General features: G+C 66.0%; 27 protein-coding genes, 1 tRNA gene and 1 pseudogene. 15 read left to right on the top strand and 14 right to left on the bottom strand.

Features of this window, described 5'->3' with window-relative positions; all coding sequences use genetic code 11:
• Nucleotides 1-62: 62 nt before the first annotated feature.
• Both tig and FHT02_RS00140 read right to left on the bottom strand, forming a co-directional pair.
• The gene (gene tig, locus FHT02_RS00145; protein ID WP_184083037.1) at nucleotides 63-1733 is read right to left on the bottom strand and encodes a trigger factor; all 1671 of its coding nucleotides are present in this window, start codon (nucleotides 1731-1733) and stop codon (nucleotides 63-65) included.
• Nucleotides 1734-1799: 66 nt separating this feature from the next.
• Nucleotides 1800-1884 (bottom strand) — tRNA-Leu (locus tag FHT02_RS00140).
• A 108-nt stretch (nucleotides 1885-1992) separates the two neighbouring features.
• Between FHT02_RS00140 and FHT02_RS21815 the strand changes: the two genes are divergently transcribed.
• The 3 genes from FHT02_RS21815 (at nucleotide 1993) to FHT02_RS00125 (ending at nucleotide 3336) form a co-directional block, all read left to right on the top strand.
• Nucleotides 1993-2238 carry a hypothetical protein gene (locus FHT02_RS21815; RefSeq protein ID WP_184083035.1) on the top strand — a complete coding sequence of 82 codons (246 nt, stop codon included), beginning with the start codon at nucleotides 1993-1995 and terminating at the stop codon, nucleotides 2236-2238.
• 15 nt (nucleotides 2239-2253) lie between these two features.
• Nucleotides 2254-2469: a hypothetical protein gene (locus tag FHT02_RS00130; protein WP_184083033.1), complete on the top strand. Its 216-nt coding sequence runs from the start codon at nucleotides 2254-2256 to the stop codon at nucleotides 2467-2469.
• Between the two features lie 144 nt (nucleotides 2470-2613).
• Nucleotides 2614-3336: a Crp/Fnr family transcriptional regulator gene (locus FHT02_RS00125; RefSeq protein ID WP_184083031.1), complete on the top strand. Its 723-nt coding sequence runs from the start codon at nucleotides 2614-2616 to the stop codon at nucleotides 3334-3336.
• 3 nt (nucleotides 3337-3339) lie between these two features.
• On the opposite strand, the gene FHT02_RS00120 is transcribed toward FHT02_RS00125, so the two are convergent.
• On the bottom strand, nucleotides 3340-3942 hold the full coding sequence (locus tag FHT02_RS00120) for a peptidylprolyl isomerase (RefSeq protein WP_184083029.1): 603 nt from the start codon (nucleotides 3940-3942) through the stop codon (nucleotides 3340-3342).
• A gap of 257 nt (nucleotides 3943-4199) precedes the next feature.
• Between FHT02_RS00120 and FHT02_RS00115 the strand changes: the two genes are divergently transcribed.
• Entirely contained in the window at nucleotides 4200-4520 is a 321-nt protein-coding gene (locus tag FHT02_RS00115; protein ID WP_184083027.1) for a hypothetical protein, read from the top strand.
• Nucleotides 4521-4568: 48 nt separating this feature from the next.
• On the opposite strand, the gene gatB is transcribed toward FHT02_RS00115, so the two are convergent.
• From gatB to gatC, 3 genes are all read right to left on the bottom strand, one after another.
• Nucleotides 4569-6074 (bottom strand): Asp-tRNA(Asn)/Glu-tRNA(Gln) amidotransferase subunit GatB, encoded by a 1506-nt coding sequence (gatB, locus tag FHT02_RS00110; protein WP_184083025.1) that lies wholly within the window; start codon nucleotides 6072-6074, stop codon nucleotides 4569-4571.
• Nucleotides 6075-6244: 170 nt separating this feature from the next.
• Nucleotides 6245-7729 (bottom strand): Asp-tRNA(Asn)/Glu-tRNA(Gln) amidotransferase subunit GatA, encoded by a 1485-nt coding sequence (gatA, locus tag FHT02_RS00105; protein ID WP_184083023.1) that lies wholly within the window; start codon nucleotides 7727-7729, stop codon nucleotides 6245-6247.
• On the bottom strand, nucleotides 7726-8013 hold the full coding sequence (gatC, locus tag FHT02_RS00100) for an Asp-tRNA(Asn)/Glu-tRNA(Gln) amidotransferase subunit GatC (protein WP_184083021.1): 288 nt from the start codon (nucleotides 8011-8013) through the stop codon (nucleotides 7726-7728). The genes gatA and gatC overlap by 4 nt, the downstream gene beginning before the upstream one ends.
• Nucleotides 8014-8161: 148 nt before the next feature.
• Here gatC and FHT02_RS00095 point away from each other — a divergent pair, with 148 nt between their 5' ends.
• Both FHT02_RS00095 and ruvX read left to right on the top strand, forming a co-directional pair.
• Nucleotides 8162-9265 (top strand): DUF3089 domain-containing protein, encoded by a 1104-nt coding sequence (locus FHT02_RS00095; protein ID WP_184083019.1) that lies wholly within the window; start codon nucleotides 8162-8164, stop codon nucleotides 9263-9265.
• Between the two features lie 142 nt (nucleotides 9266-9407).
• Complete coding sequence (gene ruvX, locus FHT02_RS00090; protein WP_184083017.1) at nucleotides 9408-9869, top strand: Holliday junction resolvase RuvX; 462 nt, start codon at nucleotides 9408-9410, stop codon at nucleotides 9867-9869.
• A 3-nt stretch (nucleotides 9870-9872) separates the two neighbouring features.
• Here ruvX and FHT02_RS00085 read toward each other — a convergent pair whose 3' ends face one another.
• Both FHT02_RS00085 and FHT02_RS00080 read right to left on the bottom strand, forming a co-directional pair.
• Nucleotides 9873-10862 (bottom strand): alpha/beta fold hydrolase, encoded by a 990-nt coding sequence (locus FHT02_RS00085; RefSeq protein WP_184083015.1) that lies wholly within the window; start codon nucleotides 10860-10862, stop codon nucleotides 9873-9875.
• A 10-nt stretch (nucleotides 10863-10872) separates the two neighbouring features.
• On the bottom strand, nucleotides 10873-11118 hold the full coding sequence (locus FHT02_RS00080; RefSeq protein ID WP_184083013.1) for a DUF6894 family protein: 246 nt from the start codon (nucleotides 11116-11118) through the stop codon (nucleotides 10873-10875).
• Between the two features lie 152 nt (nucleotides 11119-11270).
• Here FHT02_RS00080 and FHT02_RS00075 point away from each other — a divergent pair, with 152 nt between their 5' ends.
• Both FHT02_RS00075 and FHT02_RS00070 read left to right on the top strand, forming a co-directional pair.
• Entirely contained in the window at nucleotides 11271-12260 is a 990-nt protein-coding gene (locus tag FHT02_RS00075) for an aspartate carbamoyltransferase catalytic subunit (RefSeq protein WP_184083011.1), read from the top strand.
• Nucleotides 12257-13477, top strand: coding sequence for a dihydroorotase (locus tag FHT02_RS00070; RefSeq protein WP_184083010.1), 1221 nt, complete (start codon nucleotides 12257-12259; stop codon nucleotides 13475-13477). The genes FHT02_RS00075 and FHT02_RS00070 overlap by 4 nt, the downstream gene beginning before the upstream one ends.
• A 37-nt stretch (nucleotides 13478-13514) precedes the next feature.
• Here the strand turns inward: FHT02_RS00070 and FHT02_RS00065 are convergent, their stop codons facing one another.
• Genes FHT02_RS00065 through FHT02_RS00055 form a run of 3 tightly spaced genes read right to left on the bottom strand, consistent with a single transcriptional unit; the run spans nucleotide 13515 to nucleotide 16106 of the window.
• A complete protein-coding gene (locus tag FHT02_RS00065) occupies nucleotides 13515-14858 on the bottom strand; it encodes an SPOR domain-containing protein (protein ID WP_184083008.1) in 1344 nt (447 codons plus the stop codon).
• A gap of 11 nt (nucleotides 14859-14869) precedes the next feature.
• Nucleotides 14870-15391 carry a hypothetical protein gene (locus FHT02_RS00060; protein ID WP_425506395.1) on the bottom strand — a complete coding sequence of 174 codons (522 nt, stop codon included), beginning with the start codon at nucleotides 15389-15391 and terminating at the stop codon, nucleotides 14870-14872.
• A 1-nt stretch (nucleotide 15392) separates the two neighbouring features.
• Nucleotides 15393-16106 (bottom strand): ParA family protein, encoded by a 714-nt coding sequence (locus FHT02_RS00055; protein ID WP_184083006.1) that lies wholly within the window; start codon nucleotides 16104-16106, stop codon nucleotides 15393-15395.
• A 210-nt stretch (nucleotides 16107-16316) separates the two neighbouring features.
• Here FHT02_RS00055 and FHT02_RS00050 point away from each other — a divergent pair, with 210 nt between their 5' ends.
• The 3 genes from FHT02_RS00050 to FHT02_RS00040 all read left to right on the top strand — a co-directional run bounded on the left by FHT02_RS00050 (nucleotide 16317) and on the right by FHT02_RS00040 (nucleotide 19176).
• On the top strand, nucleotides 16317-17267 hold the full coding sequence (locus FHT02_RS00050; protein ID WP_184083004.1) for an SPOR domain-containing protein: 951 nt from the start codon (nucleotides 16317-16319) through the stop codon (nucleotides 17265-17267).
• Nucleotides 17268-17314: 47 nt separating this feature from the next.
• Complete coding sequence (locus FHT02_RS00045; protein WP_184083002.1) at nucleotides 17315-18112, top strand: MipA/OmpV family protein; 798 nt, start codon at nucleotides 17315-17317, stop codon at nucleotides 18110-18112.
• 284 nt (nucleotides 18113-18396) lie between these two features.
• Nucleotides 18397-19176, top strand: coding sequence for a TSUP family transporter (locus tag FHT02_RS00040; protein WP_184083000.1), 780 nt, complete (start codon nucleotides 18397-18399; stop codon nucleotides 19174-19176).
• Here FHT02_RS00040 and FHT02_RS00035 read toward each other — a convergent pair.
• Nucleotides 19170-19769 (bottom strand): exopolysaccharide biosynthesis protein, encoded by a 600-nt coding sequence (locus tag FHT02_RS00035; RefSeq protein WP_184082997.1) that lies wholly within the window; start codon nucleotides 19767-19769, stop codon nucleotides 19170-19172. The genes FHT02_RS00040 and FHT02_RS00035 overlap by 7 nt on opposite strands.
• 80 nt (nucleotides 19770-19849) lie before the next feature.
• Nucleotides 19850-20233: a hypothetical protein gene (locus tag FHT02_RS00030; protein WP_184084267.1), complete on the bottom strand. Its 384-nt coding sequence runs from the start codon at nucleotides 20231-20233 to the stop codon at nucleotides 19850-19852.
• On the opposite strand from FHT02_RS00030, the pseudogene FHT02_RS00025 reads away from it, so the two are divergent.
• From FHT02_RS00025 to FHT02_RS00010, 4 genes and pseudogenes are all read left to right on the top strand, one after another.
• Nucleotides 20178-21073 (top strand): annotated as a pseudogene (locus tag FHT02_RS00025) (glycoside hydrolase family 5 protein). The gene FHT02_RS00030 and the pseudogene FHT02_RS00025 sit on opposite strands and share 56 nt — an antisense overlap.
• Before the next feature lie 85 nt (nucleotides 21074-21158).
• Entirely contained in the window at nucleotides 21159-23117 is a 1959-nt protein-coding gene (locus FHT02_RS00020) for a glycoside hydrolase family 84 protein (RefSeq protein ID WP_184082995.1), read from the top strand.
• Nucleotides 23118-23450: 333 nt separating this feature from the next.
• Nucleotides 23451-23681, top strand: a complete 231-nt coding sequence (locus tag FHT02_RS00015; RefSeq protein WP_184082987.1) for a hypothetical protein — start codon at nucleotides 23451-23453, stop codon at nucleotides 23679-23681.
• 83 nt (nucleotides 23682-23764) lie between these two features.
• Nucleotides 23765-24478 (top strand): hypothetical protein, encoded by a 714-nt coding sequence (locus FHT02_RS00010; protein ID WP_184082985.1) that lies wholly within the window; start codon nucleotides 23765-23767, stop codon nucleotides 24476-24478.
• 336 nt (nucleotides 24479-24814) lie between these two features.
• On the opposite strand, the gene FHT02_RS00005 is transcribed toward FHT02_RS00010, so the two are convergent.
• Nucleotides 24815-25705: a hypothetical protein gene (locus FHT02_RS00005; protein ID WP_184082983.1), complete on the bottom strand. Its 891-nt coding sequence runs from the start codon at nucleotides 25703-25705 to the stop codon at nucleotides 24815-24817.
• Nucleotides 25706-26313 lie beyond the last annotated feature (608 nt).

Below are 26313 nucleotides of genomic sequence, written 5' to 3'. Positions count from 1 at the left end.
AAAGAGCGGGCCTTCCTCAGAATATCAGCATCCCGGCCTCAAGCCGGGATAGCAATGCTGCCTCAGCCCTCAGCTTTCTTCTTGGCAGGTGCCTTCTTCGGCTTGGCCGCAGCCTCTTCGCCCTCGGCCGCTTCGGCCTTCTTGGCCGAGGACTTCTTGGCCGCAGCCTTTTTCACCGGCTCGGCTTGGGCCGGTTCGTCCCCCGGTGCGGCGGGCTCGACATCGGCCAGCTCGGCCTTCTTGGCCTTGCTCTTCTTGGCGGGAGCCTCGGCAGGGGCACCTTCGGCGGTCGAAGCCGCTTCGGCGGGCTCGCCGGCCTCTGCCTGCTTCGCCTTCTTCTTGGCGGGCCTGTGGTCATGATCATGGTCGTGATCATGCACATGCGTGCCCGAGGCGAAGCCGTCGTCGCTCTCGATCGCGGCTTCCAGCTCCTCGCGGGTCACCTCGCGGTCGCTGATCTCAGCCTTGTCGAACAGGAAGTCGACAACCTTGTCCTCGAACAACGGCGCGCGCAGCTGAGCGGCGGCCATCGGCTCCTGCTGGACATATTGCATGAAGCGCTGACGGTCCTGCGGGCTATACTGCTGGGCAGCCTGCTGGATCAGGCGGCTCATTTCCTGCTGGCTCACTTCGACACCGTTGGCGGTGCCGATTTCGGAGAGCAGCAGGCCCAGGCGAACGCGGCGCTCGGCGATCTTACGGTAATCTTCGCGCTCATTCTCCAGCTCGGCCTTGGCCGCTGCCGGATCGGCCTCATGCTCGGTCTCGTGCTGCAGCTGGTGCCAAATCTGGTCGAACTCGGCTTCGACCATCGACGGCGGAACCGGGAAGTCGTGGCCAGCGGCAAGCTGGTCGAGCAGCTTGCGCTTCATATAGGTGCGCGTCAGGCCATTGAGCTGCTGCTCGATCTGCCCCTTCAGCAGGCCGGTGAGCTGCTCCAGGTCCTGCAGGCCCAGCTGCTTGGCGAAATCGTCGTCGATCTTGGTCTCGCCGGCGGTCTGCACCTTGGTGATCTTGAGTTCGAACGTGGCGGGCTTGCCGGCCAGGTCCTTGGAACCATAGTCCTCCGGGAAGGTGACTTCGATGGTCTTCTCGTCGCCAACCTTCACGCCGACCAGCTGGTCTTCGAAACCGGGGATGAGACGGCCCGAGCCGATCTCGACGGCCATGTCGGTGCCGGTACCGCCTTCAAAGGCAACGCCATCGGCGGTCTTGCCGACGAAATCCATGGTCACCTGGTCGCCCTGCGCGGCCCCATGGCCTTCCTCGGCGTCGTTCCAGCCCTTCTGGTTGCTGGCCAGCTGCTCGAGCTGCTCGGTCACTGCCTCGTCGGCAACGGGCACGGTCAGCCGCTCGAGCTTCAGACCGTCGATCGAAGGCGCGGGCACATCAGGGAGCACTTCGAGCTCGACCTTGATTTCCGCGTCCTTGCCGGGGGCGTAGTCGCCTTCCAGGCTCACCGAAGGCTGCATGGCCGGGCGGATCTTGTTGTCCGAGATCAGCTTCTGAATGCCTTCCTGGATCGCGTTGTTGAGCGCGTCCTGGGCCATCGCTTCGCCGTGCATCTTGCGCACCAGGTTCACGGGCACCTTGCCGGGACGGAAGCCGGGCATGCGCACCTGCGGCGCGACTCGCTTCACTTCGGCATCGACCTTCGAATCGATATCGCCTGCGGTGATGGTCAGCGTGTAGGCGCGCTTCAGGCCCTCGTTCAACGTCTCGACAGTCTGCATTCTCTCGGGCTTCCAAACAGTGAAAGGATTGGGCAGCGTCCAACGCTGAAGGTGAGCGGCGGTGCCTGGTGCGGGCGAAGGGACTCGAACCCCCACACCTTTCGATACCAGAACCTAAATCTGGCGCGTCTACCAGTTCCGCCACGCCCGCAGGGGCACCGCCGGTCGGTGGGCTCTATAGCAGGCATGGGGTGCGGGGCAAGCCGCGAAGCAACTTGGAGCCGCCACGCTGCGTTGGGTGCGCGAAGGAGAGCTTGTGATGCCCGTAGAACCTCCCATCCCGCAACCCAGCGCACCGCCTGCGGAAACGCCGGGAGAGCCAAGTCCCGGACGCCCGACGCCTGCGCCGCCCGAGACCCCGGTCCAGCCGGGAACCGAACCCAGCGAGCCCGGGCGCCCGAGCACGCCGCCTCCCGAGATCAGTCCGCCGACCCCCAACATCGATGTGCCATCGCCCCAACCCGGCGGCGATCCCGGCATCACCCCCGGCCAGCCCATGGCCTGAACCAGGAGAATATTCATGTCCGACGACAAGCTCGAAGGCGAACTGCGCGGTCCCATCTCCGACGCGCCCGAGGATCCCCGCTCCGATATCGAACAGGCCGTCCAGTCGCGGTCGGATGAAGTGGACGCGAACGGCGCCGGCAAGAGCGGCATCGGCGCAGGCCCTGGCGAAGACGACGGGGTTAGCGGCACCGCTGGCGAAGTGAAGAACCAGGACCGCATGCAACAATGATCGTCGCCGGCTTCTTCCGGTGGCGGCGTGGCCGCCGCGGGAAGAAGTCCGGCATGACGTATCCGGAAGCAACATGGATCAGTTGCGCTCCTTGCGCCGTTCGGCAAAGCGAGAACTGTCCCTGAACCACCCGGAAAAGCGCATATGATCGACAAGCACCTGCTGAAGCTCCGTGCGCGCGATGACATCAGCGCAGACGAAGAGGCCGCAATCCGTTCCGCCTTGGGCGAAACGATCATGCTTCCCGCAGACCACACCTTCATATCGCCTGGCACGCTTCTCGAACATTCCACCCTGGTGCTCGATGGAATCGTCTGCCGCTACAAGGACCTGAGCAACGGCCAGCGTCAGATCACCGAATTGCATGTCGCCGGGGACTTCGCCGATCTGCACAGCTTCACGCTGCAATATCTCGATCACAGCGTCATGACGCTGACCCCGTGCCGGATCGTGCGCATGCCGCACAAGGCATTGACTGCGATCACCGAGCAATATCCGCATCTGACACGCGTCTATTGGTTCAGCACCAACCTCGATGCCGCCATTCACCGCGAATGGGAGCTTTCGCTGGGCCGCCGCAGTGCCATCCAGCGGATCGCACATCTATTTTGCGAAATGCAGTTGCGCCTGTCCATCGTCGGCCTCGCCAGCGAGCGTCACTTCGATTTGCCCGTGACGCAGGCGGTGCTGGCCGAGTGCCTCGGGCTGACGCCGGTGCATGTGAACCGCGTCCTGAAGGAACTGCGCGAAACCGGCCTTCTCGAATTCCGCAGCGGTCGCGTCACCATTCTCGATCTGCGTGCTCTGCGCAACATGGCCGATTTCGATCCCACCTATCTTTATCTCGAACGCAAGCGGCCACGCTGATCCTCAAGGCGTTAGCCGGCGCGCCCTCAGGATCTTTACGGGCACCGCAGGGACTTCGCCCTTGAAGCTTCCGGCCAGCGTCTTGGCCGGTGCAACCGCTCCGTCCAGGATCTTAACGACAACGTCCATCCCTTCGGTCACCCGCGCGAAAGCGGCGTAGCCAAGCTTGTCGCCCGACCGTGCCGGATCGGCATCGAACGAGGCTTGGTCGCCCACGCTGATGGTGAATTCCCCCCGCGCCGTGCCGGGCGCGAGGCGCGGCATCGACAACGTCCCGTCCAGATGCTTCAATCCCGTTTGACTGGTCGGCTCATGCTTGATCGCGGGGAACATCCTCGCCGGCGCATTCTGCACCCCGAACTGCACGAAGCCGAAGCGATCCTGCACTTTGACCGTGCGGTAGAAGCTGATGCCGTCCAGTCGCTTGGCATCGACATAGCGCAAGAAATTGCGCGCGCTCACCGGCGCCTCGTCCGCATAAACTTCGATCACGACGCGACCGGCGCTGGTCTCCATCACCACGCGCGGATTGGCGGGCGCCGGGGTCTGCGCAACAGCCGGCGCGGCAAGAGCTAGACAAAGCAGCGACAGGATCAAACGGCGCATATACCCTCGGCAACGATGGAGGCGTCATCCTAATGCGGCGCCATTCACATGCAAACGGCTCTTGGCGTATGAATCAGCACCGCAGTCCGCATACTCGCCAGCTAAAGTCGAGCCAGTACCTAGTCCCTTGATACACAAACATAGTCAAACCGTGCGACATCCAAGACGACGCGAGGCGTTCACTTGGGGTTCACGGAACAGCCCGCTCTCGCCGCCCGTTCCCCGGCACAGCTTTTCTGGCAACCGGAGTGATGCGAATGAAGATCATTGCTGCACTGGCAATCGCCAGCACCGCCCTTGCCGTCGCCGCCCCTGCTGCCGCGCATGATCGGGCCAAGCGCATCAGCGCCGTCTATGACGACAGCAATCCCCATTATCTCGATTACAAAACCGACATCAGCGAAGCCAAGCGCGAACTGCGCAAGGACCTCGCCCGAGCGGATGACGCGGGCGACCGCATGGACGCCTGGCATGAATATCGCCGCGAGATCGCGGACGCACGCTATGACTTCCAAAAGGAAATGGCGGAACGCGGCGTGGTGGTCAGCCGCCGCGGCCTCGTCAGCGTCGGCGAGTAAACAAGACAGGGCGAGGCCGCCGCTCACTAGCGGCGGCCTCGCGGCGCGTTAGCCGGCCAGCGCCTTCTTCAGCAGTTCATTTACTACTGCGGGATTGGCCTTGCCGCCCATCGCCTTCATGGTCTGTCCAACAAAGAAGCCGAACAACGCTTCCTTGCCGCCGCGATACTGTTCCAGCTGGTTGGGGTTCTTCGCCAGCACCTCGGCGATGACTGTCTCGATCGCACCGGTGTCGCTGGTCTGCTTCAACCCGCGCTCCTCGACGATCTTGCCGGGTGCGTCGCCGGTCTCGAGCATGATCTCGAACACCTGCTTGCCAAGGCTCCCCGACAATGTCCCATCGCCCACCAGCGCCAGCAGCTCGGCGCCCTGTTCCGGGCTCACCGGGCTCTCGTCTATGCCCTTGCCCAGCCGGTTGAGCGCGCCGAACAGGTCGGAGATCAGCCAGTTCGCCGCGGCCCGCGCCACTTCCTGCTCGCCCTTCTTCTGCACTCGCGCGCTCTCGGCCAACAGCGCCTCGAACCAGCGCGCGGTATCCGCATCCGCGGTCAGCACCGCGGCGTTGTACGCGCTCAGCCCCAGGTCGCTCTCATAGCGCCGCCGCTTAGCGTCAGGCAGTTCGGGCAGGCTCGCCTGGCAAGCGTCCAGGAACGCGTCGTCCAGCACCAGCGGCAACAGGTCGGGATCGGGGAAGTAGCGGTAATCATGCGCGTCTTCCTTCGACCGCATGGACCGCGTCTCGCCACGATCCGGATCGAACAGCCGAGTCTCCTGGACGATGCGTCCACCGCTCTCCAGCACTTCGACCTGGCGCCGCGCCTCGAACTCGATCGCCTGCATCACGAAGCGCACTGAATTGACGTTCTTGGTCTCGGTCCGCGTGCCGAGTTCGTCGCCCACCTTGCGCACGCTGACGTTCACGTCGGCGCGCATCGATCCCTGGTCCATGTTGCCGTCGCACGACCCGACATAGCGCAGCACCGAACGCAGCTTGGACAGATACGCCCCGGCTTCCGCCGGCGAACGCATGTCAGGCCGCGACACGATCTCCATCAGCGCCACGCCCGACCGGTTGAGATCGACGTAGGAGCGCGTCGGATGCTGGTCGTGCATCAGCTTGCCGGCATCCTGCTCGACATGGATGCGTTCGATGCCGATCGTCTTGGTAAAGGCTTCGGGGTCCTTCTCGTCCAGGCTGATCTCCAGTGTCCCCTCGCCCACCAGCGGGTGATAAAGCTGGCTGATCTGATAGCCCTGCGGCAGATCGGCGTAGAAATAGTTCTTGCGGTCGAAGCGCGACCATTTGTTGATCACCGCGCCCAGCGCCATGCCCGTGCGCACCGCCTGGCGGATGCATTCCTTGTTGGGCACCGGCAGCATGCCCGGCATCGCCGCATCGACCAGGCTCACCTGACTGTTCGGCTCCGCCCCGAACGCCGTCGCAGCGCCCGAGAACAGCTTGGCGTTCGAAGTCACCTGCGCGTGCACTTCAAGGCCGATAACGACCTCCCACTCGCCGGTGTCGCCCTGGATGCGGTATGTGGATTCAGTCATCAACCGACCTTCTTAGTCCGACGCGGACCATTGTTTCGCTTATGCCGAGAACGCCTACCGGCGTTCGCCTCGCGCTTTGCTTTGTCCGCCCAGCGATCAAAAGCGCTTCGGATGGGGTGTAGGTAAACTCGCCAATCGCTTGAAGGACAAGATCGACCAGCAAACTCATCTTACCACCATGCCTCCGGGCGCGCCGTGAAGCCCGCCCGTTCCTCGATCGCCAGACTCGCGTTCAGCACGCCCTGCTCGTCCAGCGGCTTGCCGATGATCTGGAGCCCCAGGGGCAACCCGCTCTTGTCCAGCCCGCCCGGCACGCTCATCGCGGGCAAGCCCGCCAGGCTCGACGGTACCGTGAACACATCGTTCAAGTACATCGCCAGCGGATCGGCTGACTTTTCGCCCAGCGCGAACGCGGCGCTCGGCGCGGTCGGGGTCAGCAGCAGGTCGCACACCGTCCACGCATTCTCGAAGTCCTGTGCGATCAGCGTCCGCACCTTTTGAGCCTGCGTGTAGTATGCGTCATAGAAGCCCGCCGACAGCACATAGGTGCCGATCAGGATGCGCCGCTTCACTTCGTCGCCGAAGCCCGCAGCCCGCGTCGCCGCGTACATATCCTGCAGGTTCGCACCCTCGGGCAGCGCGCGCTGGCCGTAGCGCACGCCATCATAGCGCGCGAGGTTCGAAGAGGCCTCGGCCGGCGCGATGATGTAATAGGCCGGCAGCGCGTATTTGGTGTGCGGCAGCGAAACCTCGACGATCTCCGCTCCGGCATCCTTCATCCACGCAATGCCCTGCTGCCACAGCGCCTCGATCTCCTCGGGCATGCCTTCGACGCGGTATTCCTTGGGGATGCCGATCCGCTTGCCCTTCAGGTCGCCCGAAAGCCCCGCTTCCCACTTGGGGACAGCCAGGTCGAGCGACGTCGAATCCTTGGGATCGAACCCGGCCATATGCTCGAGCATGATCGCGCAATCACGCACGTCGCGCGCCATCGGCCCCGCCTGATCGAGCGAGGAGGCGAACGCCACCACGCCCCAGCGCGAGCAGCGGCCATAGGTCGGCTTGATCCCGCTGATGCCCACGAATGCCGCCGGCTGGCGGATCGAACCGCCGGTATCGGTGCCCGTCGCGCCCGGTGCGATCCGCGCCGCGACTGCCGACGAACTGCCGCCCGACGAGCCACCCGGAGCAAGCGGCGCATTGCCGCCATCGTTCCGACGCCATGGGGAGATCACGTTGCCGAAATAGCTGGTCTCGTTGGACGAACCCATTGCGAACTGGTCGAGGTTCAGCTTGCCCAGCATCCCCGCGCCCGCATCCCACAACCGCTGCGAAACGGTGGACTCATAGGGTGGGGTGAACCCCTCCAAAATGTGGCTGGCGGCCGTGGTCTGCACGCCCTTGGTGGCGAACAGGTCCTTCATGCCGATCGGCACGCCGGCCAGCGGCTTGGGCGTCTCGCCGGCCGCACGCGCATCGTCGGCAGCCTTGGCGGCCGCGAGCGCATGCTCGGGCGTCTCGACGATGAAGGCGTTGAGCGGCTTGGCCTTGGCCACCGCGTCGTTGAACGCAGTCGCCACTTCGGTGGCCGAGAAGGCACCATCGCGCACGCCGTCACGCAGCTGCGCGACGCCCAGATCGGTGATGTTGCTCATTCGACCACCTTCGGCACCGTGAAGAAGCCATGTTCGCCCTGCGGCGCATTGGCGAGAACCGCCGCCCGCTGGTCGGACTCGGTCACCACGTCCTCGCGCAGGCGCAGGCTGTTGGGGATCACGGCGGTGGTGGGCTCGACATTCGCGGTGTCGACCTCACCCAGCTGCTCGATCCAGCCCAGGATGTTGTTGAGTTCGGGCGCAAGACGCTCGGCATCGGCATCGCTGATCGCGATCCGGGCGAGGCTCGCCACTTTCTTCACGGTTGCAGTGTCTACGGACATGCAGCGCGGCTAGCACCACGCGCGCGGGCCACGCAACGCTAATCGTGGGGTGAAGTCTCGCCCGGCTTGCATCCGCCACAACCATGCAGCACGGCTAAGTGGTTGCAACCTTCACCCTTTATGCTGCATTGCACAATGGAGAACGCGTTTGGCCAGGAAGTTCCTTTATGCAATCGCAATCCTGGTAATGCTCGCGCTGGCTTCCGCCTTTGCGTACCGTTTTTACGGCATTCAGCTGATGCGTCAGTTCATGGTGCCTTCCGGCAGCGCCGTCGCGCTGCCGCCCACCGGGGCGGATGCCTATGCCAAGCCGGACATGTGGATCGCCAGGCCCGACAAGCCCGGCAACCCGGCACTGTGGACGCCCCCCGGCTATCAACCCGCCGCCGATCCCAAGGCAGCGGTGTTCTTCATCCATCCGACTTCGTTCCTCGACACCAAGACCTGGAATGCCCCGCTCGACAATGCCGACGCCAACAATCGAGCGGCACTGTTCCTGCAAGGTCAGGCCAGCGCGTTCAATTCGGTCGGCGCGATCTGGGCTCCGCGCTATCGCCAGGCGACCTTCGGCGCGTTCCTCACCAACAAGGCGGCGGCGCAGCAGGCACTCGACTTCGCCTATCGTGACGTGCTCGCCGCGTTCGAACAGTTCGTGGCGCAGGCCGGCGACCGCCCGATCATCCTCGCAGGGCACAGCCAGGGCGCGCTGCACCTGTCGCGCCTGCTGGTCGACCGCATTGCCGGCCAGCCGATCGCCCGCCGCGTCGCGGCCGCCTATGTCGTCGGCTGGCCCGTCTCGGTTACCGCCGATCTGCCGCGCATGGGCCTGCCCGCCTGCACCGCCGCCGACCAGGCCGGGTGCATCCTGTCGTGGCAAAGCTTCGCCGAACCCGCCGACCCTTCGCTGATCGTCGACACCTTCGATGCAACCGCCGGCTTCACTGGCCAGCCCCGGGCCGGCACGCCGATGGTGTGTACCAACCCATTGACCGGCAGGCCGAGCGACTCGGCGCCCGCTTCCGCCAATCTCGGCACGCTGATCCCGGACCAGAACTTCCAGTCCGCCCGCCTGGTGACCCAGTCGGTCCCCGCCCGCTGCGACGGCCGCGGCTTCCTGATGATTGGCCGCAACGCCCCCGACTTTGGCCAGTATGTCCTGCCCGGCAACAACTACCATGTCTTCGACTACAGCCTGTTCTGGGCCAATATCCGCCAGGACGCCGAACGCCGCCTGAAGGCGTACCAAGGCTAAAATCCTCCCCCACATGGGACCATGCTAAGCATGGTGGAGGGGCCCTCCTGATGGCCTTACGCTTGCCGAAAGCCCCTTCCATCACGCGCTAGCATGCGCAGCCCCCCTCCCCGTGCCGGGGAGGATTTGCTAGCGCCACCCCATGATCACCACCGACGCCGCCGCCTTCCACGCCGCACTCCCCACGGGCGGCCGCCTGCTCGGCCTCGATGTCGGCACCAAGACGATCGGCACGGCACTGTGTGATGCCGGCTGGAGCTTCGCCTCCCCCGCCCACCTGGTCCGCCGCACCAAGTTCACAAAAGACAAGGCCGAACTCGCCACCCTCATCGCCGCCCAGTCGGTGAAGGGCCTCATCATCGGCCTCCCCCTGAACCTTGATGGCACCGACAGCCCGCGCACGCAGTCGACCCGAGCCTTCGCACGCAACCTCGACGACGTGGGACTTCCTATCCTGCTGTGGGACGAACGCTGGTCCACTGTGGCGGTCGAGCGCACGCTGATCGAACAGGATTTCAGCCGCGCCCGCCGTGCCGAGATGGTCGACAACATGGCCGCCGCGCACATCCTTCAGGCGGCGATCGACCGGTTGGTCAACGTCTGAGCATCAACGTTCGAGCGCCGCCATCAAGACCTGCTGAAACCGCGCGGGATTCTCCACCTGCGGCGAATGCCCCAGCCCGTCGAGCCGCATCAGAGTCGCGCCGGGGATCCGCTTCACTGCATCCTCGGCTGCCTGCGGCACCATCCGCACCTTGGCAGGTTCGGGCGCGGTGTTCGCGCGGAAGGCGGTCTTGTCCGTCTGCCCGATGATCAGCGTCGTCGGAACCTTTAGCCGCCCCAGCTCCGCCGCGACCGGCTGCGTCTCGATCATGTCCGAAAGCCGTGCCTGCGCCTCGCGCACCTTGTCGCCACCCGGACCTGCATATTGCCCTGCCAGCATCGTGACCCAGCGATCATAGTCGGCGCGCCACACGCCGTTATAATAGTTCTTCAGCTGGTACGCCTTGATCGACGCGGCGCTGGTCTTCGCCTCTTCCGCACGCAGCTTGCCCAGCTCGGTGTACGGCACGCCTTCTGCCAGCGTATCGTTCAGACCCAGCGGGTTCACCAGCACCAGCCGCTCGACCAGTTCCGGATGCAGCAGCGCGAATCGCACACCCAGCACCCCGCCCGTGGAGTGCCCGACCAGCACCACCTTGCTCACGCCCGCCTGCCTCAGCAGTCCGCGTGTCAAGTCGGCAAGCGCATGAAAGCTGTACTGGTACCCCGCCGGCTTGGACGATTTGCAGAACCCGACCTGATCCGGCGCGATTACTCGATAGCCTTGCGCCGCCATCCCCCGGATCGTCTCGCCCCAGGTCGCCGCGCAGAAATTCTTGCCATGCAGCAGCACCAGCGTCGTACCGTTCGGCGTGGCCGTCGGCGCGACGTCGAGATACGCCATCCGAACCGATTCGCTCTGCGATTGCGTCTCGAACCAGCGCACCGGATACGGATACTCGAACCGCTCAAGATCGGCGCCCAGCGGCACCGTCTGCGCATGCGCCGCTCCGGCTAGCAGCACTGCCGCCACACCCAACCATAGTCGCGTCATTCCGCTTCCTTCAGATACGATCCAGTTGGGCCGCGGCCGATTGAACGCCGATCACGATCACGCTGAACAACAACAGCCCGTCGGCCGTGCTCACTTCCACTCGCAGATCGTGCCCGATCACCCGCTCCGGCTTCACCGTCAGCGCTTCGCCTACATATCGGATCGCATGCAGGCGCGCCTGATCGGCATCCGGCAAGTCGATTGTCTTGGCAGGCTCGACGTCTCCGTCGCGCAGCTGCAACTGGAACACAGGCATATGGACCCTCCGCGTGGTTGCGAACATACGGTGCGACCCGCTTCTGTAAGCTTCGACGCGCCTGCTCGGTTCCCACCTTCTCGTCGCCGATCTGCGCGGAAACCGACCGATCGCTTGCGCGCGCAGCCCTGCCCCGCTACCCGGCGGCTTTAATGCGACCCTCCGATCACAGCCCCGCAGCGCAGCTTCCCGGCCGCGCCGCGTTCCCGCACCGGCACCTGACCGGCATCGCCGGCCTTCAGCCGCACGAGATCACCTTCCTCCTCGACGAGGCGGAACGCTGGGTCGAAGCCAACCGTACTCGCGCCAAGAGCGACAAGCGTCTCGAAGGCCTGACTCAGATCAACGCCTTCTTTGAAAACTCGACACGCACCCTGCTTTCGTTCGAGATTGCCGGCAAGCGGCTGGGCGCCGACGTGGTCAACATGCACGCCGCCCAGTCGAGCGTGAAAAAGGGCGAGACCCTGATCGACACCGCCGTGACGCTCAATGCGATGCGCGCCGACGTGATCGTCATCCGCCATTCCAGTTCCGGCGCGGTCGACCTCATCGCGCAGAAGGTGGATTGCCCGGTACTCAACGCGGGCGATGGCTGGCACGAACATCCGACGCAAGCACTGCTCGATGCGCTCACCATCCGCCGCCGTCGCGGCCGCATCGGCGGGCAGCGCGTGGTGATCTGCGGCGACATCCTCCACAGCCGGGTTGCGCGCTCCAACATGCTCTCGCTCACCGCGCTCGCCGCCGAAGTTCGCGTCGTCGCGCCGCCCACGCTGATGCCTGCCGCGATCGAGCGGATGTACGTCCAGCCCTTCACCGACTTCGACGAAGCCCTGGATGGCGCCGATGTGGTGATGATGCTGCGCGTCCAGAATGAGCGCATGGCCGGGGGTTACATCCCTTCCACCCGCGAATTCCATTTGCGCTACGGCCTCACTCCCGAGCGCCTCGCCCGCGCCAAGCCCGACGCGCTGATCATGCACCCGGGTCCGATGAACCGCGGGGTCGAGATCGATTCGAGCGTCGCCGACCATCCGGAGCGCAGCGCGATCACCGAGCAGGTCGAGATGGGCGTTGCCGTCCGCATGGCGTGCCTCGACGTGCTGACGCGAAGAGCGCGCGGCGTGGAGGGTTGGGCATGAAGACCGTCTTCACCAATGCCCGGCTGGTTTGCCCCGTGGCCGGCGCACGCCCTGGCGACCTGCTGATCGACGGCGAGACAATCGTCGCATCCGGCGCTTTCGAGATTCCCGACGACGTGCAGCGCGTCGATCTCTCCGGCAAGACGCTCGCCCCCGCCCTTGTCGATCTCGGAGTCTTCGCTGTGGATCGCGCGGCGTGCCGCGCTGGCGGGATCGCCCGGGTCGGCCTCATGCCCGACCAATCGCCCGTTCTCGACGATCCCGGCATCGTCCGCCGCGCCGCGCTGTCGGGGAAGCCCGCACTCTGGGTCCACCCGATCGCCGCCGCGACGCAGGGTTTGCAGGGCACCGATCTGGCCGAAATGGCGCTCAACGCCTCGGCCGGCGCCCGCGCGGTCGCCACCGGGCGGCGCTGGATCGCGTCGTCGGGCACCATGCGCAAGGTGCTGGCTTATGCCCGTGATTGCGGCATGACCGTAGTGACGCATGCCGAGGATGGCGGGCTGACCGACGGCATCGCCGCGACCGAGGGTGAGACTGCCACCCGGCTGGGCCTTCCGGCGGCACCCGCCATCGCCGAAGCGCTCGCCATCGCCCGCGACCTGATGCTGGCCGAGGAGACCGGGGCCCGCATCCACATCCGTCAGGTAACCACGGCGGCGGGCTTCGACCTGGTCCGCGCAGCCAAACGCCGCGGCGTCCGCGTCACTTGCGGCATCACGCCCGCACATTTCCTCCTCTCCGACATCGCCGTTAGCGACTTCCGCACCTATGCCCGGCTCTCTCCGCCGTTGCGCGACGAAAGCGATCGCCAGGCTGCGCGCCAAGCGGTGCGCGACGGCACGGTCGACGTGCTTTCCTCCGGCCACGACCCGCGCGGCCCCGAGGAAAAGCGCCTGCCCTTCGCCGATGCCGAGCCCGGGATGTCGGGCGCCGGCACGCTGCTCGCGCTGAGCCTCGGCTTGATGCGCGACGGCGTGCTGCCAATGGAGCGGCTATTCGCGCTGCTCGCCGCGAATCCGGCGCGTATCCTGGGGCTCAACGGCGGCACGCTGGAAGCCGGCAAGCCTGCCGACTTGGTAGTGCTTGATCCCGATTCGCCCTGGCTGATCGACAGCACCCGCATGGCCGCGCGCGCCGGCAACACGCCGTTCGACGGCCTGCCGGTACAGGGCAAGGTGCTCGCCCTATACAAGGGCGGCACGCCGATCACCTGACGCGCCAGCCCTTCCTGTTCACAGGAAGGGGCCAGGCTCAGCGCGACGCGACCTGCGTCCCGCCCTTCACCCAGGCGGCGACCTGGTCGCCGGCCTGTGCGCGCACGAAGCAGTTGCCGCCGCGTGCGCGCACTTGCCCGCACAGCGACGCCGCGTCCTGCCGGGCGAAGCCGCCCACCGACAGCCGGTAGAAATTGCCCGCGCGAGTGGAGACGTTCATCCCCTGCGGCGTCACGCCGGCAAGCGCCGGAACGCGTCGCGCATAGCGAGCCCAGCCATCGCGCGCGACCGCGGCGTTGGGATAGGCGCCCAGCTGCACCACATAATTGCCCGGCCGGCGCGCCACGCGCTCGGCAACCGCCGGCTTCTTCTCCGCCGCCGCTCTGGCGACGCGCACCGGCTTGGCCACGCGCGCAGGTGCCGGGCGCGGCGCGGCGACCGGCTGGACCATCTCGCTGCGGGCACCAAGCACCACCTGGGCGCCGGTGCCGGCAACCTGGACCGGCTCGGGCGCGGCTTCGGCCGGCGCTTCCACCGGCGCAGCCTCCGCAACCGCGGCAGCCGAAGGCATGCCGGGCATGAACTGATCGACCGACGAGGCAGCCGGCGCCGCAGCGGCAACCGCCACATCGGGCTGCTGCGACAGCGCCAACGCCACGGGCTGCCCGGCATCTTCCACCGGGCGGACATTCAGCAGCGCCGCAACCTGATCATAGGCGTTGGTCGGCCGCGCGAACTGCATCCACTCGGCAATGCGCGTTTGAAGCTGGTCCGGCGACATATCCATCGACGCGATCTCGGCCGCTTCCTTCCACCGCCCGGTCAGTGCCATGGCCAGCGCCAGGTTCTGGCGGGTCTTGGCGGTCGCGCTCGCATCGCGCGCCGCCGGCATCAGGATGTCGACGGCGGTGACGGGGTCGCCTGCCAGCGCAAAGGCCAGCCCGCGGTCGCTCGCCGGGATGCGTTCAGCGTTCGCGCTCAGCGTCGCGCGCGCGCCGGCCCAGTCGCCCTGGGCGATCTTGGCGAGCGACAGGTTGAGCGCCACCGCGCCATCCTGCGGGTTCAGCGCACTGGCATCGCCGAGCGCCTGCGCCGCCGACGCGAAGCGCCCGGCGAGCAGATAGGCCTGGCCCAGCAGCGCGCGATACGCGCCGTTCGCCGGATCGTTCGCTACTGCCAGCTCGGCATGGTGCACGGCCTTGTCGCCCTGGCGCTTGGCCAGCGCCTTGCGCGCCGCCTTGGCCTCGGCCGCCGCCTTCTTGGCACTCGGCGCATCGGCGGCGAAGGCGGAGATGCCCAGCCCCTGCGATGCCAGCACCGCAACGGCAGCGCCGCTCAGTGCGAGCGCGGAAAGTCCGAGCTTGATCTTGCGGATGTTCATGGTCCTGTCCTTCACGCCTTGGCGTTTGCCGGTCCGGCCTGACGCGCCAGCGCCTCGACATCGGTCAGCGATTCAAGAAATTGATCGAGTGCCTGGCACACCAGCTGCTGCGCCGACCGCCGCGTCACCGCCGACGCCAAACGGAGCCGCAAGTGGCGCTGCTGGTCGAGCCGCAGCGTAAAGGCTGCCTTGGTCGTTCGGGCCGAAACGTCGCGCGCGATCTGCGCCACGGTCGCGCGCGGCAGCGCGGGCGCCGGCTCGGCGGCCTCGGCAGGCGGCTCGGCCTCGGCGAACTGCTTGCTCAGTACCTCGCGTTGCTGAAGCACCGCGGGCTCGGCCGCCGGCGCTTCATTCAACTTGGGGTACAAGGCGTCATCGCCCATGTCGTTCCAGCCCAGATCCTCCTGGGCCGCCGTCGCGCTCAGTCCGATGAACCCTTGCGGGCGCATCGCCGGGCGTGCCTGTCCCTTGCGCGCGAGCAGGGTGGAGGAAAGCGAGGCCAAGGGCTTGGGATTGGTCATCTTCGCCGCCATGTCAGCTCACCACTCGCCGGCCAAAGCCGCCGACCGGGCGTGCCGCGCCGAAATGCGCCACCGCCGTCGGCGGCGTGAACACGGTGCGGCGAAAATTCTTCTCCAGCCGGTCGCAGACATAGGTCCAAAGCGCCGCCACTTCGGCGGCCGATTTGCCGCGGGGATCGGTTTCCATCACCGTGCGCCCGTCGATCATCGACGCGGCGAAATCGGTGCGGTGGTGCAAGGTGATCGGCGCCACCGTGCCGTGCTGCGACAACGCGATCGCGGCTTCCGAAGTAATGCGTGCATTGGGCGTCGCGCCGTTCACGACGAAAAGCAGCGGCTTGCCCGCGCGTTCGCACAGGTCCACCGTCGCCCCCACGGCGCGCAGGTCGTGCGGGCTCGGGCGCGTCGGGATCACGATCAGCTCGGCGACTTGGATCACGCTCTGGATCGCCATGGTGATGGCCGGCGGGGTGTCGATCACCGCCAGCTTGAAGCCTTGCTGCCGCAACACCTCCAGGTCGGCCGCCAGCCGCGCAACCGTGGTCTGGGCAAATGCCGGCAGCTCGGTTTCGCGTTCGTTCCACCAATCCGACAGCGAACCCTGCGGATCGATGTCGATCATGACCACGGGGCCATGGCCGGCGAGCTGCGCCTGCACCGCCAGGTGCCCGCTCAGCGTCGTCTTGCCCGACCCGCCTTTCTGCGATGCCATCGCCAGAACCCGCATGAACCCCTCGATCCTCTCTGGTACGTCGCGGCGTATCTGCCACGCCGCGCCATAAGATCGGGTTAACGCCCGATCCCGCGCGGCTCCGAAGCCCGCGCATCATGGATAAGGAATTCTTTGCCAAACTCGGGTTAACTGGCATTCTAGGATGATGGGCATCGGCGCGGTTGCCGCGAACGCGGCCGCCCGATGCGTGGGGATTGATGAACGATGAAGTTGTTGCCGATGCTCGTGGCTGCCGCCGGCCTGCTCTTGGCCGTGCCGGCTTTTGCCCAGGACGATGCCGTAAAGGCGGGGGTCGAGGCCTATGAGCGTGGCGATTACCGTGCCGCCGTCGATCGCTGGCGCGGCGCCGCCACCGCCGGCAATGCCGACGCGCAGTTCAACCTGGGCCAGGCTTATAAGCTGGGCCGCGGCGTTCCCGTCGATCTTTCGATGGCCGAACAATGGTATGGCCGCGCCGCGCGTCAGGGCCATGAACAGGCCGAGGCCAATTACGGGCTCGCCTTGTTCGAGAATGGCCGCCGTCCCGAAGCGCTGCCCTGGCTCGAGCGTGCCGTGGCGCGCGGCGACGCCCGCGCGCAATATGTTCTGGGTATCATGCTGTTCAACGGCGACGGCGCGGCCAAGGATTGGGTGCGCGCCTATGCACTGACTGTCCGCGCGTCGCAGGCCGGGCTCGATGCCGCGTCCAAGGCGCTGGCGCAGATGGACAAATATGTGCCGCTCGATGATCGGCAAAAGGGTCAGGCGCTTGCCCGCCGCATGGAACAAGATACCAGCCGCGGCCCGCGCCCGCTTCCCCCGGTCCAGCTTGCAGAGGAAGCAGCGCCCGTGCGCCAGGCGCCGCCGCGCGCCACTGCGCCAAGGCCCATGCCTCCGGCCACTCGGCCCAGCCCCGTCCCGGCGGGCAAGCCGGTGCCATCGCGCCCCGCAGCGGCGCCGCGCGACGGCGGTTGGCGGGTTCAGCTTGGCGCCTTCGGTGATGCCGGCAATGCCCGGCGGCTCTGGGGCAAGGTCGCGGGCCGGTTCGCCGGACGCCAGCCTTATTATGTGAAAACCGGTGCGCTCACCAAATTGCTCGTCGGCCCCTTTGGCTCGCGCGCCGAAGCCGCCGCCGCCTGTGGCCGGGTCAGCCCGTGCGTGCCCGTCGCGCGCTGAACCAAATCGATTGCCTTGGGCCGGCGCTTCTGCGACGCTGCCGGTCCATGCTCCGCTTCATGCTTCCGGCCGCCTGCGCCGCCCTCGCCCTTCTCGCTCCCGGCCTGGCGCAGGCACAGTCGGAGCAAGCATCGTCAGGCGGTGAGCCGCGCCGCGTCCGCCTGGCACTCGGCCCGCAATGGGTGCCCAGCTATCCCGGCTCGGACGAACTGAGGCTGCGGCCGTTGATTGACGTGTCGCAAACGCGCGGTGACCAGCCCTTCGCCTTTGAAGCGGCGGATGAGAACATCGCCATCCCGCTGCTGCGCAGCAACAGCTTCGCCTTCGGCCCCGCCGCGAATATCGAAGGCAGCCGCCGGCGCGACGAAGTCGATGCACCGATCGATGAAGTCGGCACCACCGTTGAGCTGGGCGGCTTCGTGCAGGCCTGGCTCGCGCCCCAGCTGCGCGCGCATGTGGAGGTGCGCCAGGGGGTGAACGGCCATCGCGGCCTGGTGAGCAACCTGAACCTCGATTATGTCGTGCGCGACGGCGACCGCTGGCTCTTTTCGCTCGGGCCGCGCGTCGCCTTGTCGGACGGCAAATATCAGCGCGCCTATTTCAGCGTCGACGCACGCGAGTCCGCCGCGACTGGCCTGCCCCAGTTCCGCCCCGGCGGCGGCGTGCACGCCATGGGCGCCAGCGCCACCGGTCTGTATCAGCTTACCGAACGCTGGGGCGTCTACGGCTATGTGAAGTACGACCGCCTCGTCGACGACGCCGCGAACTCGCCGATCACCCGCGCCTATGGCTCGCGCAACCAGCTCTCCGGCGGTGTCTCGCTCAGCTTCACTTTCAACCGCTAACCGCGACTGGGCGCGGCCGAAAACCTGTGGTGCCGCCGACACGCGGAAGCGTGGGAGTAAGAAGGTAGAGGTTCGCGCAGAGGCGCACAGATTAAGAACAGCGGCACCCTCCGGAAGACAATCAAGCCGGCCGGCACGCTGAACGGTAGACGATGTTCCTGCCGCTGACGCGGCGACTGCCCCCTCTGCGCCTCTGCGCGAACCCCTATCTTCTTCTCCGCGCCTTCGCGCCTTCGCGTGAACCGGCTTATCGCCGCCGGGATAAGCCGTTAGGCACACACCCCATGGCCCTTTCCCTCGAACTGATCGCCGCCCTCGCTGCGGTCGCCTTTGTCGCTGGCTTCATCGATGCGCTCGCCGGCGGCGGCGGATTGCTGACGCTGCCCGCGCTGCTCGCCGCCGGCATTCCGCCGGTGTCGGCCATCGCCACGAACAAGCTTCAGAGCAGCTGCGGCACCGGCGGCGCATTCCTCGCCTTCGCGCGCAAGGGCCATGTCGACTTCCGCCGCTTCCGCGTTCCCGCATTGTGCGTGTTCCTCGGCTCGGCGCTCGGCGCCTATGTGCTCCAGTCGATCGACTCTTCGTTCCTTTCCGCACTGATGCCGCTGCTGCTCGTGGCCATGGCGCTCTACTTCCTCCTCGCGCCGCGCATGGGCGAGGAAGACCGACATGCCCGTCTCGGCAAGGTGGCATTGCTGCTCCTGCTCGCGGCGATCGGCTTCTATGACGGCTTTTTCGGGCCGGGCACCGGCTCCTTCTTCACCACCGCCCTGGTGGCGCTCGCCGGGCTGGGGCTGGTCCGCGCCATCGCGCATGCCAAATTCCTCAACTTCGCCAGCAACATCGCAGGGCTGCTGGTGCTGATCGTCAGCGGCAAGGTGTTGTGGGTGCTCGGCCTTGCCATGGCGGTCGCCTCCGTCGCCGGCAATCAACTCGGCGCGCACTCGGCGATGCGCTTCGGCGGGCGCGGCGTGCGGCCGCTGCTGGTCGTGATGTCGCTGGCGCTCACCGCCAAGCTGCTCGCCAGCCCGACCAACCCGCTGCGGGTCTGGCTCGGCTACTGAGCGCCGCCTGATCCGAGCATGCCGATACCCACGGCGACGGCTACGCCGCTCAGCACCGTCGCCACGATCATCAGCAACCCGTCGCGCACCAGCAGCGCCAGCCCGAACGCCGCGATCGCCGCCATCGGCGCGGTCGTGGCGAACGGCAGCAACTCCAGCGGCGGCACGGTGCAGGCCAGTAGGATGCACGCTGCCGCCGCCACGCGCACGAACGGCCCCTTGGTGAGCGCGGGCAAGCGCCCGTGGAACCAGCGGTCCATGAATTTCGCCACACCGCGCAGCTTGGCCGTCGCCTTGCAGACCTTCTCGCTCGACAGCGACCGGTTCGCCAGGAACCCGGGCAGCCACAGATGCTTGCGCCCGAAAAGGATTTGTACCGCAACCAGGATGATGATTGCCGCCAGCACCGTCGGCAATCCGGGAATGCCACCCACCGGCGAGATGTCGATCAAGGGCAGGATCAGGAGGAACGGCGCATGGCCGCGATTTCCCAGCGCCTCCACCACATCGCCCAGCGATACCTGGTCGTCCTCGCCGGCAAGGTCGTTCAGCCGGTCGAGAATATCGCCTACGCTCTGGGGATCCTCTGCCATGCCAGCCTGAACAGGCACGGTTGCGAAACGGTTCCGCGCGGGGTCAAAGCCCTCCGGTAAGCGCCGCTTTAACCATATCTTCAAGGCAGTGCATGCAGGGCGTCGCCGATGGACCCGACACCCTGACGGGAGGGGTCGACTTGCACGGCCGGACCCATGAAGCAGATCACGCGCACGCCCTTCGCATTGCCGCTCATCCTCGCGCTCGCCGCCTGTGGCGGCGGTGGTTCCTCGAATGGCAACACCGGAACGGTGGTCGCGCCGCCGTCGACCATCGGCACTCTGCCGCCCACACCCGCCCCCGTGCCAACGCCCGCGCCGACGCCCGCGCCGGCGGAGATCAAGCCGGCGCCGAGCGCGGGTGCGTTGCGCTTCCCGCCCGCGCGCCGCGCGGCTGCCGCCGTCGGGATGTCGCTGCCGATCGGGCGGTGCATGAACGTCGAATATGACAACTCTTCGCGCAAGGCCGCCGACAGCGACTATGCCTGGTTCCGCCGCAGCGGGTTCGACACCATCCGCCTGCCGGTCCGCTTCGCCGCGCACACCGCCAAGACCGCGCCCTATACCATCGACCCCGCCTATCTCGCGGCCGTGCGACGCGCGGCCGATGCGGCGGTGGCGGCCGACCTCAACCTGATCATCGACTTGCATCACTATGTCGAATTCTTCGCCGATCCCGTCGGTGAGCGTCCCCGCTTCCTGGCGATCTGGCACCAGCTTGCCGACGCGTTCAAGGACATCCACCAGCGTGTCTTTTTCGAGCTGCTCAACGAGCCGCAGCCGCCGGTAAACAACGCCGAACTCACCGCACTCTACAACGAAGTCATCCCGCTCATCCGCAAGACCAATCCAACCGCGCGATCATCGTCGACACCGAAAAGGGCAGCACGTCCTACAATCAGCAAGGCTTCCAGATGCCGGCCGATCCCTATGTGGTGCCCACCGTCCACACCTACGAACCGAACAGCTTCACCTTCCAGTATGATCCGTATTACAGCAAGGGCCCGGTGCCGACCGGCACCAGCTTCGGCAGCGACGCCGACTTCGCCGTGCTCGCCCGTCAACGTGATCGTATCGCCACCTTTATGCGCGAAACCGGCACCGTGCCGTTCGTCGGGGAATTCGGCGCCTATCAGGATATCCCGCTGGCACAGCGCATCAACTATCTCGACGCCGCCACCAGCAGCTTCGCCTCGCTCGGCATCGGCTCGTGCGTGTGGGCCTATACCAGCGGCTTCACCCTGAGGGACGACGCCGGGTGGCTGCCTGGCATTGTCGGATCGCTCGCCAAGCCGCTGGACTGAACCGCCCACGCAGCGAACGGCTTGCCGTATCGCTCCAGCCGCCCTACCCATCCGGTAATACCATTATGATACCGGAGGAACTGGGATGAAGCGGCACATGGGCAAACTCGGCACTTGTTCTTCGCTGATGGTCGTCGCGGCAGGCCTGATGGCTGCCCCCGCCATCGCCCAGCCGGCCACGCTGCCCGCGCTGTTCCCCCAGCCTGTCTCGGTGGCGCTCGGTCGCGGTACGATCACGCTGGGCAGGTCCGTGGTGCTCGTCGCCGCCCCCGGCACCGATCCGGAAACCACCGCCCTGGTGCGCGGCATCCTGAGCGAGGCGGGGGTTGAGACGATCACGACCGCGCGCAGCCTCCCGTCATCGTTCGACCGCCCGCACATCCTGCTGGGCACCGCCGGCACCGCGCTGGTTCGCGACGCGCTCGCCCGCACCCGCACCACCGCGGACGGCAATGCCGAAGGCTACACCATCGCCGCGCTGGCCAGCGGCACCGGCGGTCTCATCACCCTTGCCGGCCATGACGCCGACGGCCTGTTCCACGCCGCGCAGACCTTTCGCCAGCTCGCCGGGCGCACCACCATCCCCGCGCTCACCATCCAGGATCACCCCGCCATGCCGATCCGCGGCACGATCGAGGGGTTCTACGGCAAGCCTTGGACGATGGCCGACCGCACCAAGCATCTCGACTTTCTCGCCACGGTGAAGGCGAACACCTATGTCTACAGCCCCAAGGACGATCCCTATGCCCGCGATCGCTGGCGTGAGGCCTATCCCGCCGCGACGCTGAGCGCGCTCGGCACGCTCGCCGCCACCGCGCGGCGCAACCATGTCAACTTCGTCTACGCGATCTCGCCCGGGCCCAGCGTGTGCTTCTCCGACCCCGCCGACGCCCAGGCGCTCCAGCGCAAGTTCGACGCGCTGCGCGGCATCGGCGTCCACAGCTTCTACGTCGCGCTCGACGACATCGAATACACCAAGTGGAACTGCGAGGCGGACAAGGCCAAGTTCGGCCCGTCGGGCGCGGAAGCAGCCGGCATCGCCCAGGCACAGCTGCTGAACACGGTCCAGGTCAGCCTTCTCGCCCGCGATCCCCAGTCGCGCCCGCTGATCATGGTCCCCACCGAATATTACGATGCCAAGGAAACCCCCTACAAGGCGGCGCTGCGCAAGCATCTCGATCCGCGCGTGGTGGTGCAGTGGACCGGCACGGATGTGGTCCCGCCGGCCATCTCGGTCCCCGACGCGAAGCAGGCGACCAAGGCGTTCGGCCGCAAGACGCTGCTCTGGGACAATTATCCGGTGAACGATTTCGCCCAGACCACCGGCCGCTTGCTCATGGCGCCCTATGCCCGGCGCGAAGCCGGTCTCGCCGGCGAGCTGAGCGGCATCCTGTCCAATCCGATGAACCAGGAAGCGCCCAGCCGCGTCGCGGTCACCGGCGTGGTCGCCTTCGCCTGGAACGACAAGGGCTATGATGCGCAGCGCACCTGGCACGCCAGCGCCCGCGATCTGGCCGGCGGCGATCCACGCGCGACCGCCGCGCTGCTCACCTTCTTCGACACCCAGCACATGGCGCCGACCTTTGGCAGCCAGCCGTGGCAGGAACAGGCGCCCAAGCTCAAGGCCGTGCTCGACCGCGTGCGCGAAGCGCTTGCCGATGGCGACGCCACCGCCCGTCACCAGGCGCTGACCGATCTGACCCGCACCGCCGATGAGATCGCCAACGCCCCGGACATCATCCGCTCGGGCACGGTCGACCCCGCCTTTGCCGAACAGTCGCGCCCCTGGCTCGACGCGATGGCCATCTGGGGCCGCGCGCTGCAATTGACCGCCGCCGGCCTGGCCGCAGCGGATGCCGGCAGCCCCGCCGCCACGCGCTACTTCGCCGATGCCAAGCGCCTCGCCGCGGAAGCCGCCGCCGTCCAGTCGATCCCCGGCGCCACCCGCTTCGATGGCCCGATCAAGGTCGCCGACGGCGTCCTCGACCGTTTCATCGCCGACGCTCCAACGCTGATCGCGATCGATACCGCCAGCAACCGCTGAGCCGACCTATAGCCCCCTCCCAACAGCGGAGGGGACTATGGGGTGATCGGAGTTCGCCGCAAAGAAGCCTAACGCCTGCGCCACTCCCTCGAAAAGAAGCCGGCGGCGAAAACAATCGCGGCCAAGATACTCCAGATGCCCGGAGCCTTTCCTGTCAAAAGGAAGATCACGCCAACGCTAGCCAAATAGCAGAGTATCGCTCCACCAATGTCCCACCAGCGCTCGCGGCTCAACTGCTCACCCCCGGATTGCGCAATGCAGCCAGATTAAGTTAAGCTATCGCGTGGGGACAGGAAAGGGAGAATCACGATGCGTGCTTTGATAGCTACGGTGTTGATGATCGCAGGCAGTTCCAGCGCAGCTGCACAAGGTCGCAATAATGTGTCCGCCTTTCCAGGCTCCGCCGCCACAAACTTGGAAGCGCAAAATCGCGCCAATATGAACACTGGCGGCCGCGTGGAAGACTGCCTCGTCCGGAAGGCCACCGGCAAGCGTGAATGCCGCACACGTGCCGAATGGCGGAAGATCGCCGCAGCGATGTCGGAACAACAGCAGCGCCAGTAGAGATACCGGTCCCAGCGGCGCGGCCTTTCTATATAGTTGGTATGAAGATCTCGGCCTTCTCGCTCCTCTCGCTCACATCCGCTGTGCAGCCCCGCACTCGCGAAGCGGATAAGGCCGCATCCGAGCCTGCCACGCCGCTGTCCAAGAAGGAGGAGATCGCCGCCCGCAAGCTGCAGGAGGCAAAGAACGCCGTGGCGACGCTGGCAGCGGTGAAAAACCAGAGCCGCGACGCGCAAAAGGCCGTCGCCGCTAAAAAGGTGAAGGACTTGAGGGCGCGGCTACAGGCGCTCAAGCTGATCTTCGCACATGATCCGAAGAAGTTGGCCAGGGTCGCAGCGCAGATCGCCCGCGAGCTTGCGGGCGCCGTGAAGGCCTATGTGGGTGCCGGTGGTGCTGCGGCAGAGCTTGGCGGCAGCGACGCGGGCGCCGATTCGTCGAGCGCGACGGTGCCGGCCGGCGCAAAGGGCGCTGAAGGCGAAGCGCTTGAAATGGGGAGCCCGCCAGTTTCTGCCGATAGGTCGCAAGCGGACAAGGCGGATGATGAGCCCAACACCCATGCACCGGGCTTGGGAAGCACTGGGAACGGTAAACGCGATACGGACCAGGCTCGCGGTCGGGCCGACGCAGAATTCGCCGCCGATGCTCGCGCACTCGCCCGCGAACTTAAGGCCGCGCTACGTCGGAGGGAAGGCAATCCTCGCGATGAGGACGATCGGCGCTCAGCGAAGGAAGCGCTGGCCTCGGTGGACCAAGCGATGGGCGCACTGCCGATGGTCAACGTTGAGGTTGCTCTATAGCAGCGAAGAGGCTGGGCTATGGGACCGATCAAGATGGACGACTGAGTGGTTGCCGCGGTCCCGGATTGCTCACCTGAGCGACTGCAAGCGGGCGCAGGCCGACAGGCTGCTTTCAGGGTCCGCTTTGCCGGTGGAGGACGGCTGAGACTGGGTGGAATGCGGAATGGCGGCTTTTGAACGGCGAGTGAGCGAAAGCAGACGTTCGCTTACGGCCACCTTTTAAACAGGTATTGTCGACCTGCGCTAACGGCTACCTATTGCGGCGTTTGCAGCCGCTGATGCGAGTATTGGCCAGACCCTCCGCAAGCTGCGCAGGAAGGCGTAGAGCCAAGGCTGCTATTTTGTAATCGCGCTCTCGATCTGTTTCCGCTGTTGAACGGCGCTGGCGGCTCCATGCGTGCGGTACAAGGCACGAAGGAAGGAGCGATCATTTGCGGTCAATTCGGTTGGGAGCAAGCCCCCTGCATCTCTTGCCTGAAAGATCGACATGATCGTATCCAGTCGAAAGCGGGCGTCCATGCGAGGGTTCGCCAGAGCAACCATGGTAAGATAGTCCGCAATTTGCCCCCATTTAACGCCTCGCATCATGCTGGCATCTACAATCGCCAGCAACAATATGGCGTTCTCCTGGCTGTTTTCCCGCAAACGTGACCCCGAGTATACTTGGCCGAGGCTTCCGCCGCCCGCGCCCCCAGTGCGGCTCGCGTTAAGCCATCGGATGGGCCGCGACTGTAGCAGTTCTCCACGGAGTGGGGCCAGTTCACTAATCCCACTGCTGGTGTCTTGAAACAGCTTCGTATAGCGCCTGAGGAACTGTCGCGTGAACTCATCAGCGTCGTTAGTCACTACAATCACGATGTTCGCCGAGCAGCTCTGGCCTGCCACAGGCACCCCGAACTCGCGCGATCGAGATCGGATGCGCTCGGTGAGATAACGAGCCTGTTCCGAGTTCAGGCCAAGCGTTATCGGGCAAGCCATCGTATTCCAGCGCGAAATCTGATGCCCACGATTAACTTTCGTAAGTTGCTCGACAAACGTCGCGACCGCGTCCTTAGTGCGACCTTCGATGATTACGTCCGCCTTCGATGAGGGGTCACGCGGCGTACTCTCTCTTTCAGTTTGATCGGGCGATCTCTTGATAGACGGAGGATTGATCGTAGCGTCCGCTGATGGCGCTTGCTGCACGATGGTTTTGGTGAAACCGGGCGTAGCGCTGACGAAGGTCAAGGCACACGACACGCCCGCAAGACCGAAATACCTATGCGTCGTGGCAAGGTAAGTAGCGCTTTCAGCGCAAGGATACGAATTGGCATAGCATCTCTCTCGCAGTCGATCGGACTAAGATTGCGCATACTCGTGAGCACCCTCGGTCTTTGCAATACTGCATCGATAGATAGGCCAGAGCAGTTCACCGGAAATCCTCGCCGCAGGAGCGTGACGCGCAGGTGGATCAGCGACTATCCACGCCTCTGCGTCCGTGCCCCGGCACTGAACGAATGGCCGCTGCGAGGCACAACCGCGAACGCCGCTTTCGACAACTATTGGGGCGCTAGCCGCCCGTCCGCTTTCGGGGTCCGCTTTGCCGATCAGGAACGGCTGAGATTGGTGGGGAGCGGAACGGCAGCTTCTCTATCGCGGCCCGAGTCAACAGGCGAAGGCCACTCTTCGCTGCCGCAAGGGCACCGGTGTGGCGGATTGGAAGGCGACAATACAACACTGGTTTCTGCCGGGCTTGAGATAGCCACACGGGGTTCGTGCTTCTCTCCGGGGTCGGCACGTAGCCGCCCCATGATGGGGTAAGACAAAGTAGCGTGGATCAATCTTTTGGACGCCCT

The organism is Sphingomonas xinjiangensis, from assembly GCF_014199255.1.
Classification (GTDB): domain Bacteria; phylum Pseudomonadota; class Alphaproteobacteria; order Sphingomonadales; family Sphingomonadaceae; genus Sphingomonas; species Sphingomonas xinjiangensis.
This window is presented reverse-complemented; position numbering and strand designations above follow the sequence as displayed.

Bases quoted from the DNA above. Each gene is read 5' to 3' on its own strand.
- FHT02_RS00050 (WP_184083004.1), top strand. From the start codon at position 16,317: ATGAAGTTGTTGCCGATGCTCGTGGCTGCCGCCGGCCTGCTCTTGGCC.
- FHT02_RS00065 (WP_184083008.1), bottom strand. From the start codon at position 14,858: ATGAACATCCGCAAGATCAAGCTCGGACTTTCCGCGCTCGCACTGAGC.
- FHT02_RS00130 (WP_184083033.1), top strand. From the start codon at position 2,254: ATGTCCGACGACAAGCTCGAAGGCGAACTGCGCGGTCCCATCTCCGAC.
- FHT02_RS00115 (WP_184083027.1), top strand. From the start codon at position 4,200: ATGAAGATCATTGCTGCACTGGCAATCGCCAGCACCGCCCTTGCCGTC.
- FHT02_RS00060 (WP_425506395.1), bottom strand. From the start codon at position 15,391: ATGGCGGCGAAGATGACCAATCCCAAGCCCTTGGCCTCGCTTTCCTCC.
- ruvX (WP_184083017.1), top strand. From the start codon at position 9,408: ATGATCACCACCGACGCCGCCGCCTTCCACGCCGCACTCCCCACGGGC.
- FHT02_RS21815 (WP_184083035.1), top strand. From the start codon at position 1,993: ATGCCCGTAGAACCTCCCATCCCGCAACCCAGCGCACCGCCTGCGGAA.
- tig (WP_184083037.1), bottom strand. From the start codon at position 1,733: ATGCAGACTGTCGAGACGTTGAACGAGGGCCTGAAGCGCGCCTACACG.
- gatC (WP_184083021.1), bottom strand. From the start codon at position 8,013: ATGTCCGTAGACACTGCAACCGTGAAGAAAGTGGCGAGCCTCGCCCGG.
- FHT02_RS00070 (WP_184083010.1), top strand. From the start codon at position 12,257: ATGAAGACCGTCTTCACCAATGCCCGGCTGGTTTGCCCCGTGGCCGGC.
- FHT02_RS00045 (WP_184083002.1), top strand. From the start codon at position 17,315: ATGCTCCGCTTCATGCTTCCGGCCGCCTGCGCCGCCCTCGCCCTTCTC.
- FHT02_RS00055 (WP_184083006.1), bottom strand. From the start codon at position 16,106: ATGCGGGTTCTGGCGATGGCATCGCAGAAAGGCGGGTCGGGCAAGACG.
- gatB (WP_184083025.1), bottom strand. From the start codon at position 6,074: ATGACTGAATCCACATACCGCATCCAGGGCGACACCGGCGAGTGGGAG.
- FHT02_RS00040 (WP_184083000.1), top strand. From the start codon at position 18,397: ATGGCCCTTTCCCTCGAACTGATCGCCGCCCTCGCTGCGGTCGCCTTT.
- FHT02_RS00085 (WP_184083015.1), bottom strand. From the start codon at position 10,862: ATGACGCGACTATGGTTGGGTGTGGCGGCAGTGCTGCTAGCCGGAGCG.
- FHT02_RS00075 (WP_184083011.1), top strand. From the start codon at position 11,271: ATGCGACCCTCCGATCACAGCCCCGCAGCGCAGCTTCCCGGCCGCGCC.
- gatA (WP_184083023.1), bottom strand. From the start codon at position 7,729: ATGAGCAACATCACCGATCTGGGCGTCGCGCAGCTGCGTGACGGCGTG.
- FHT02_RS00120 (WP_184083029.1), bottom strand. From the start codon at position 3,942: ATGCGCCGTTTGATCCTGTCGCTGCTTTGTCTAGCTCTTGCCGCGCCG.
- FHT02_RS00080 (WP_184083013.1), bottom strand. From the start codon at position 11,118: ATGCCTGTGTTCCAGTTGCAGCTGCGCGACGGAGACGTCGAGCCTGCC.
- FHT02_RS00035 (WP_184082997.1), bottom strand. From the start codon at position 19,769: ATGGCAGAGGATCCCCAGAGCGTAGGCGATATTCTCGACCGGCTGAAC.
- FHT02_RS00020 (WP_184082995.1), top strand. From the start codon at position 21,159: ATGAAGCGGCACATGGGCAAACTCGGCACTTGTTCTTCGCTGATGGTC.
- FHT02_RS00125 (WP_184083031.1), top strand. From the start codon at position 2,614: ATGATCGACAAGCACCTGCTGAAGCTCCGTGCGCGCGATGACATCAGC.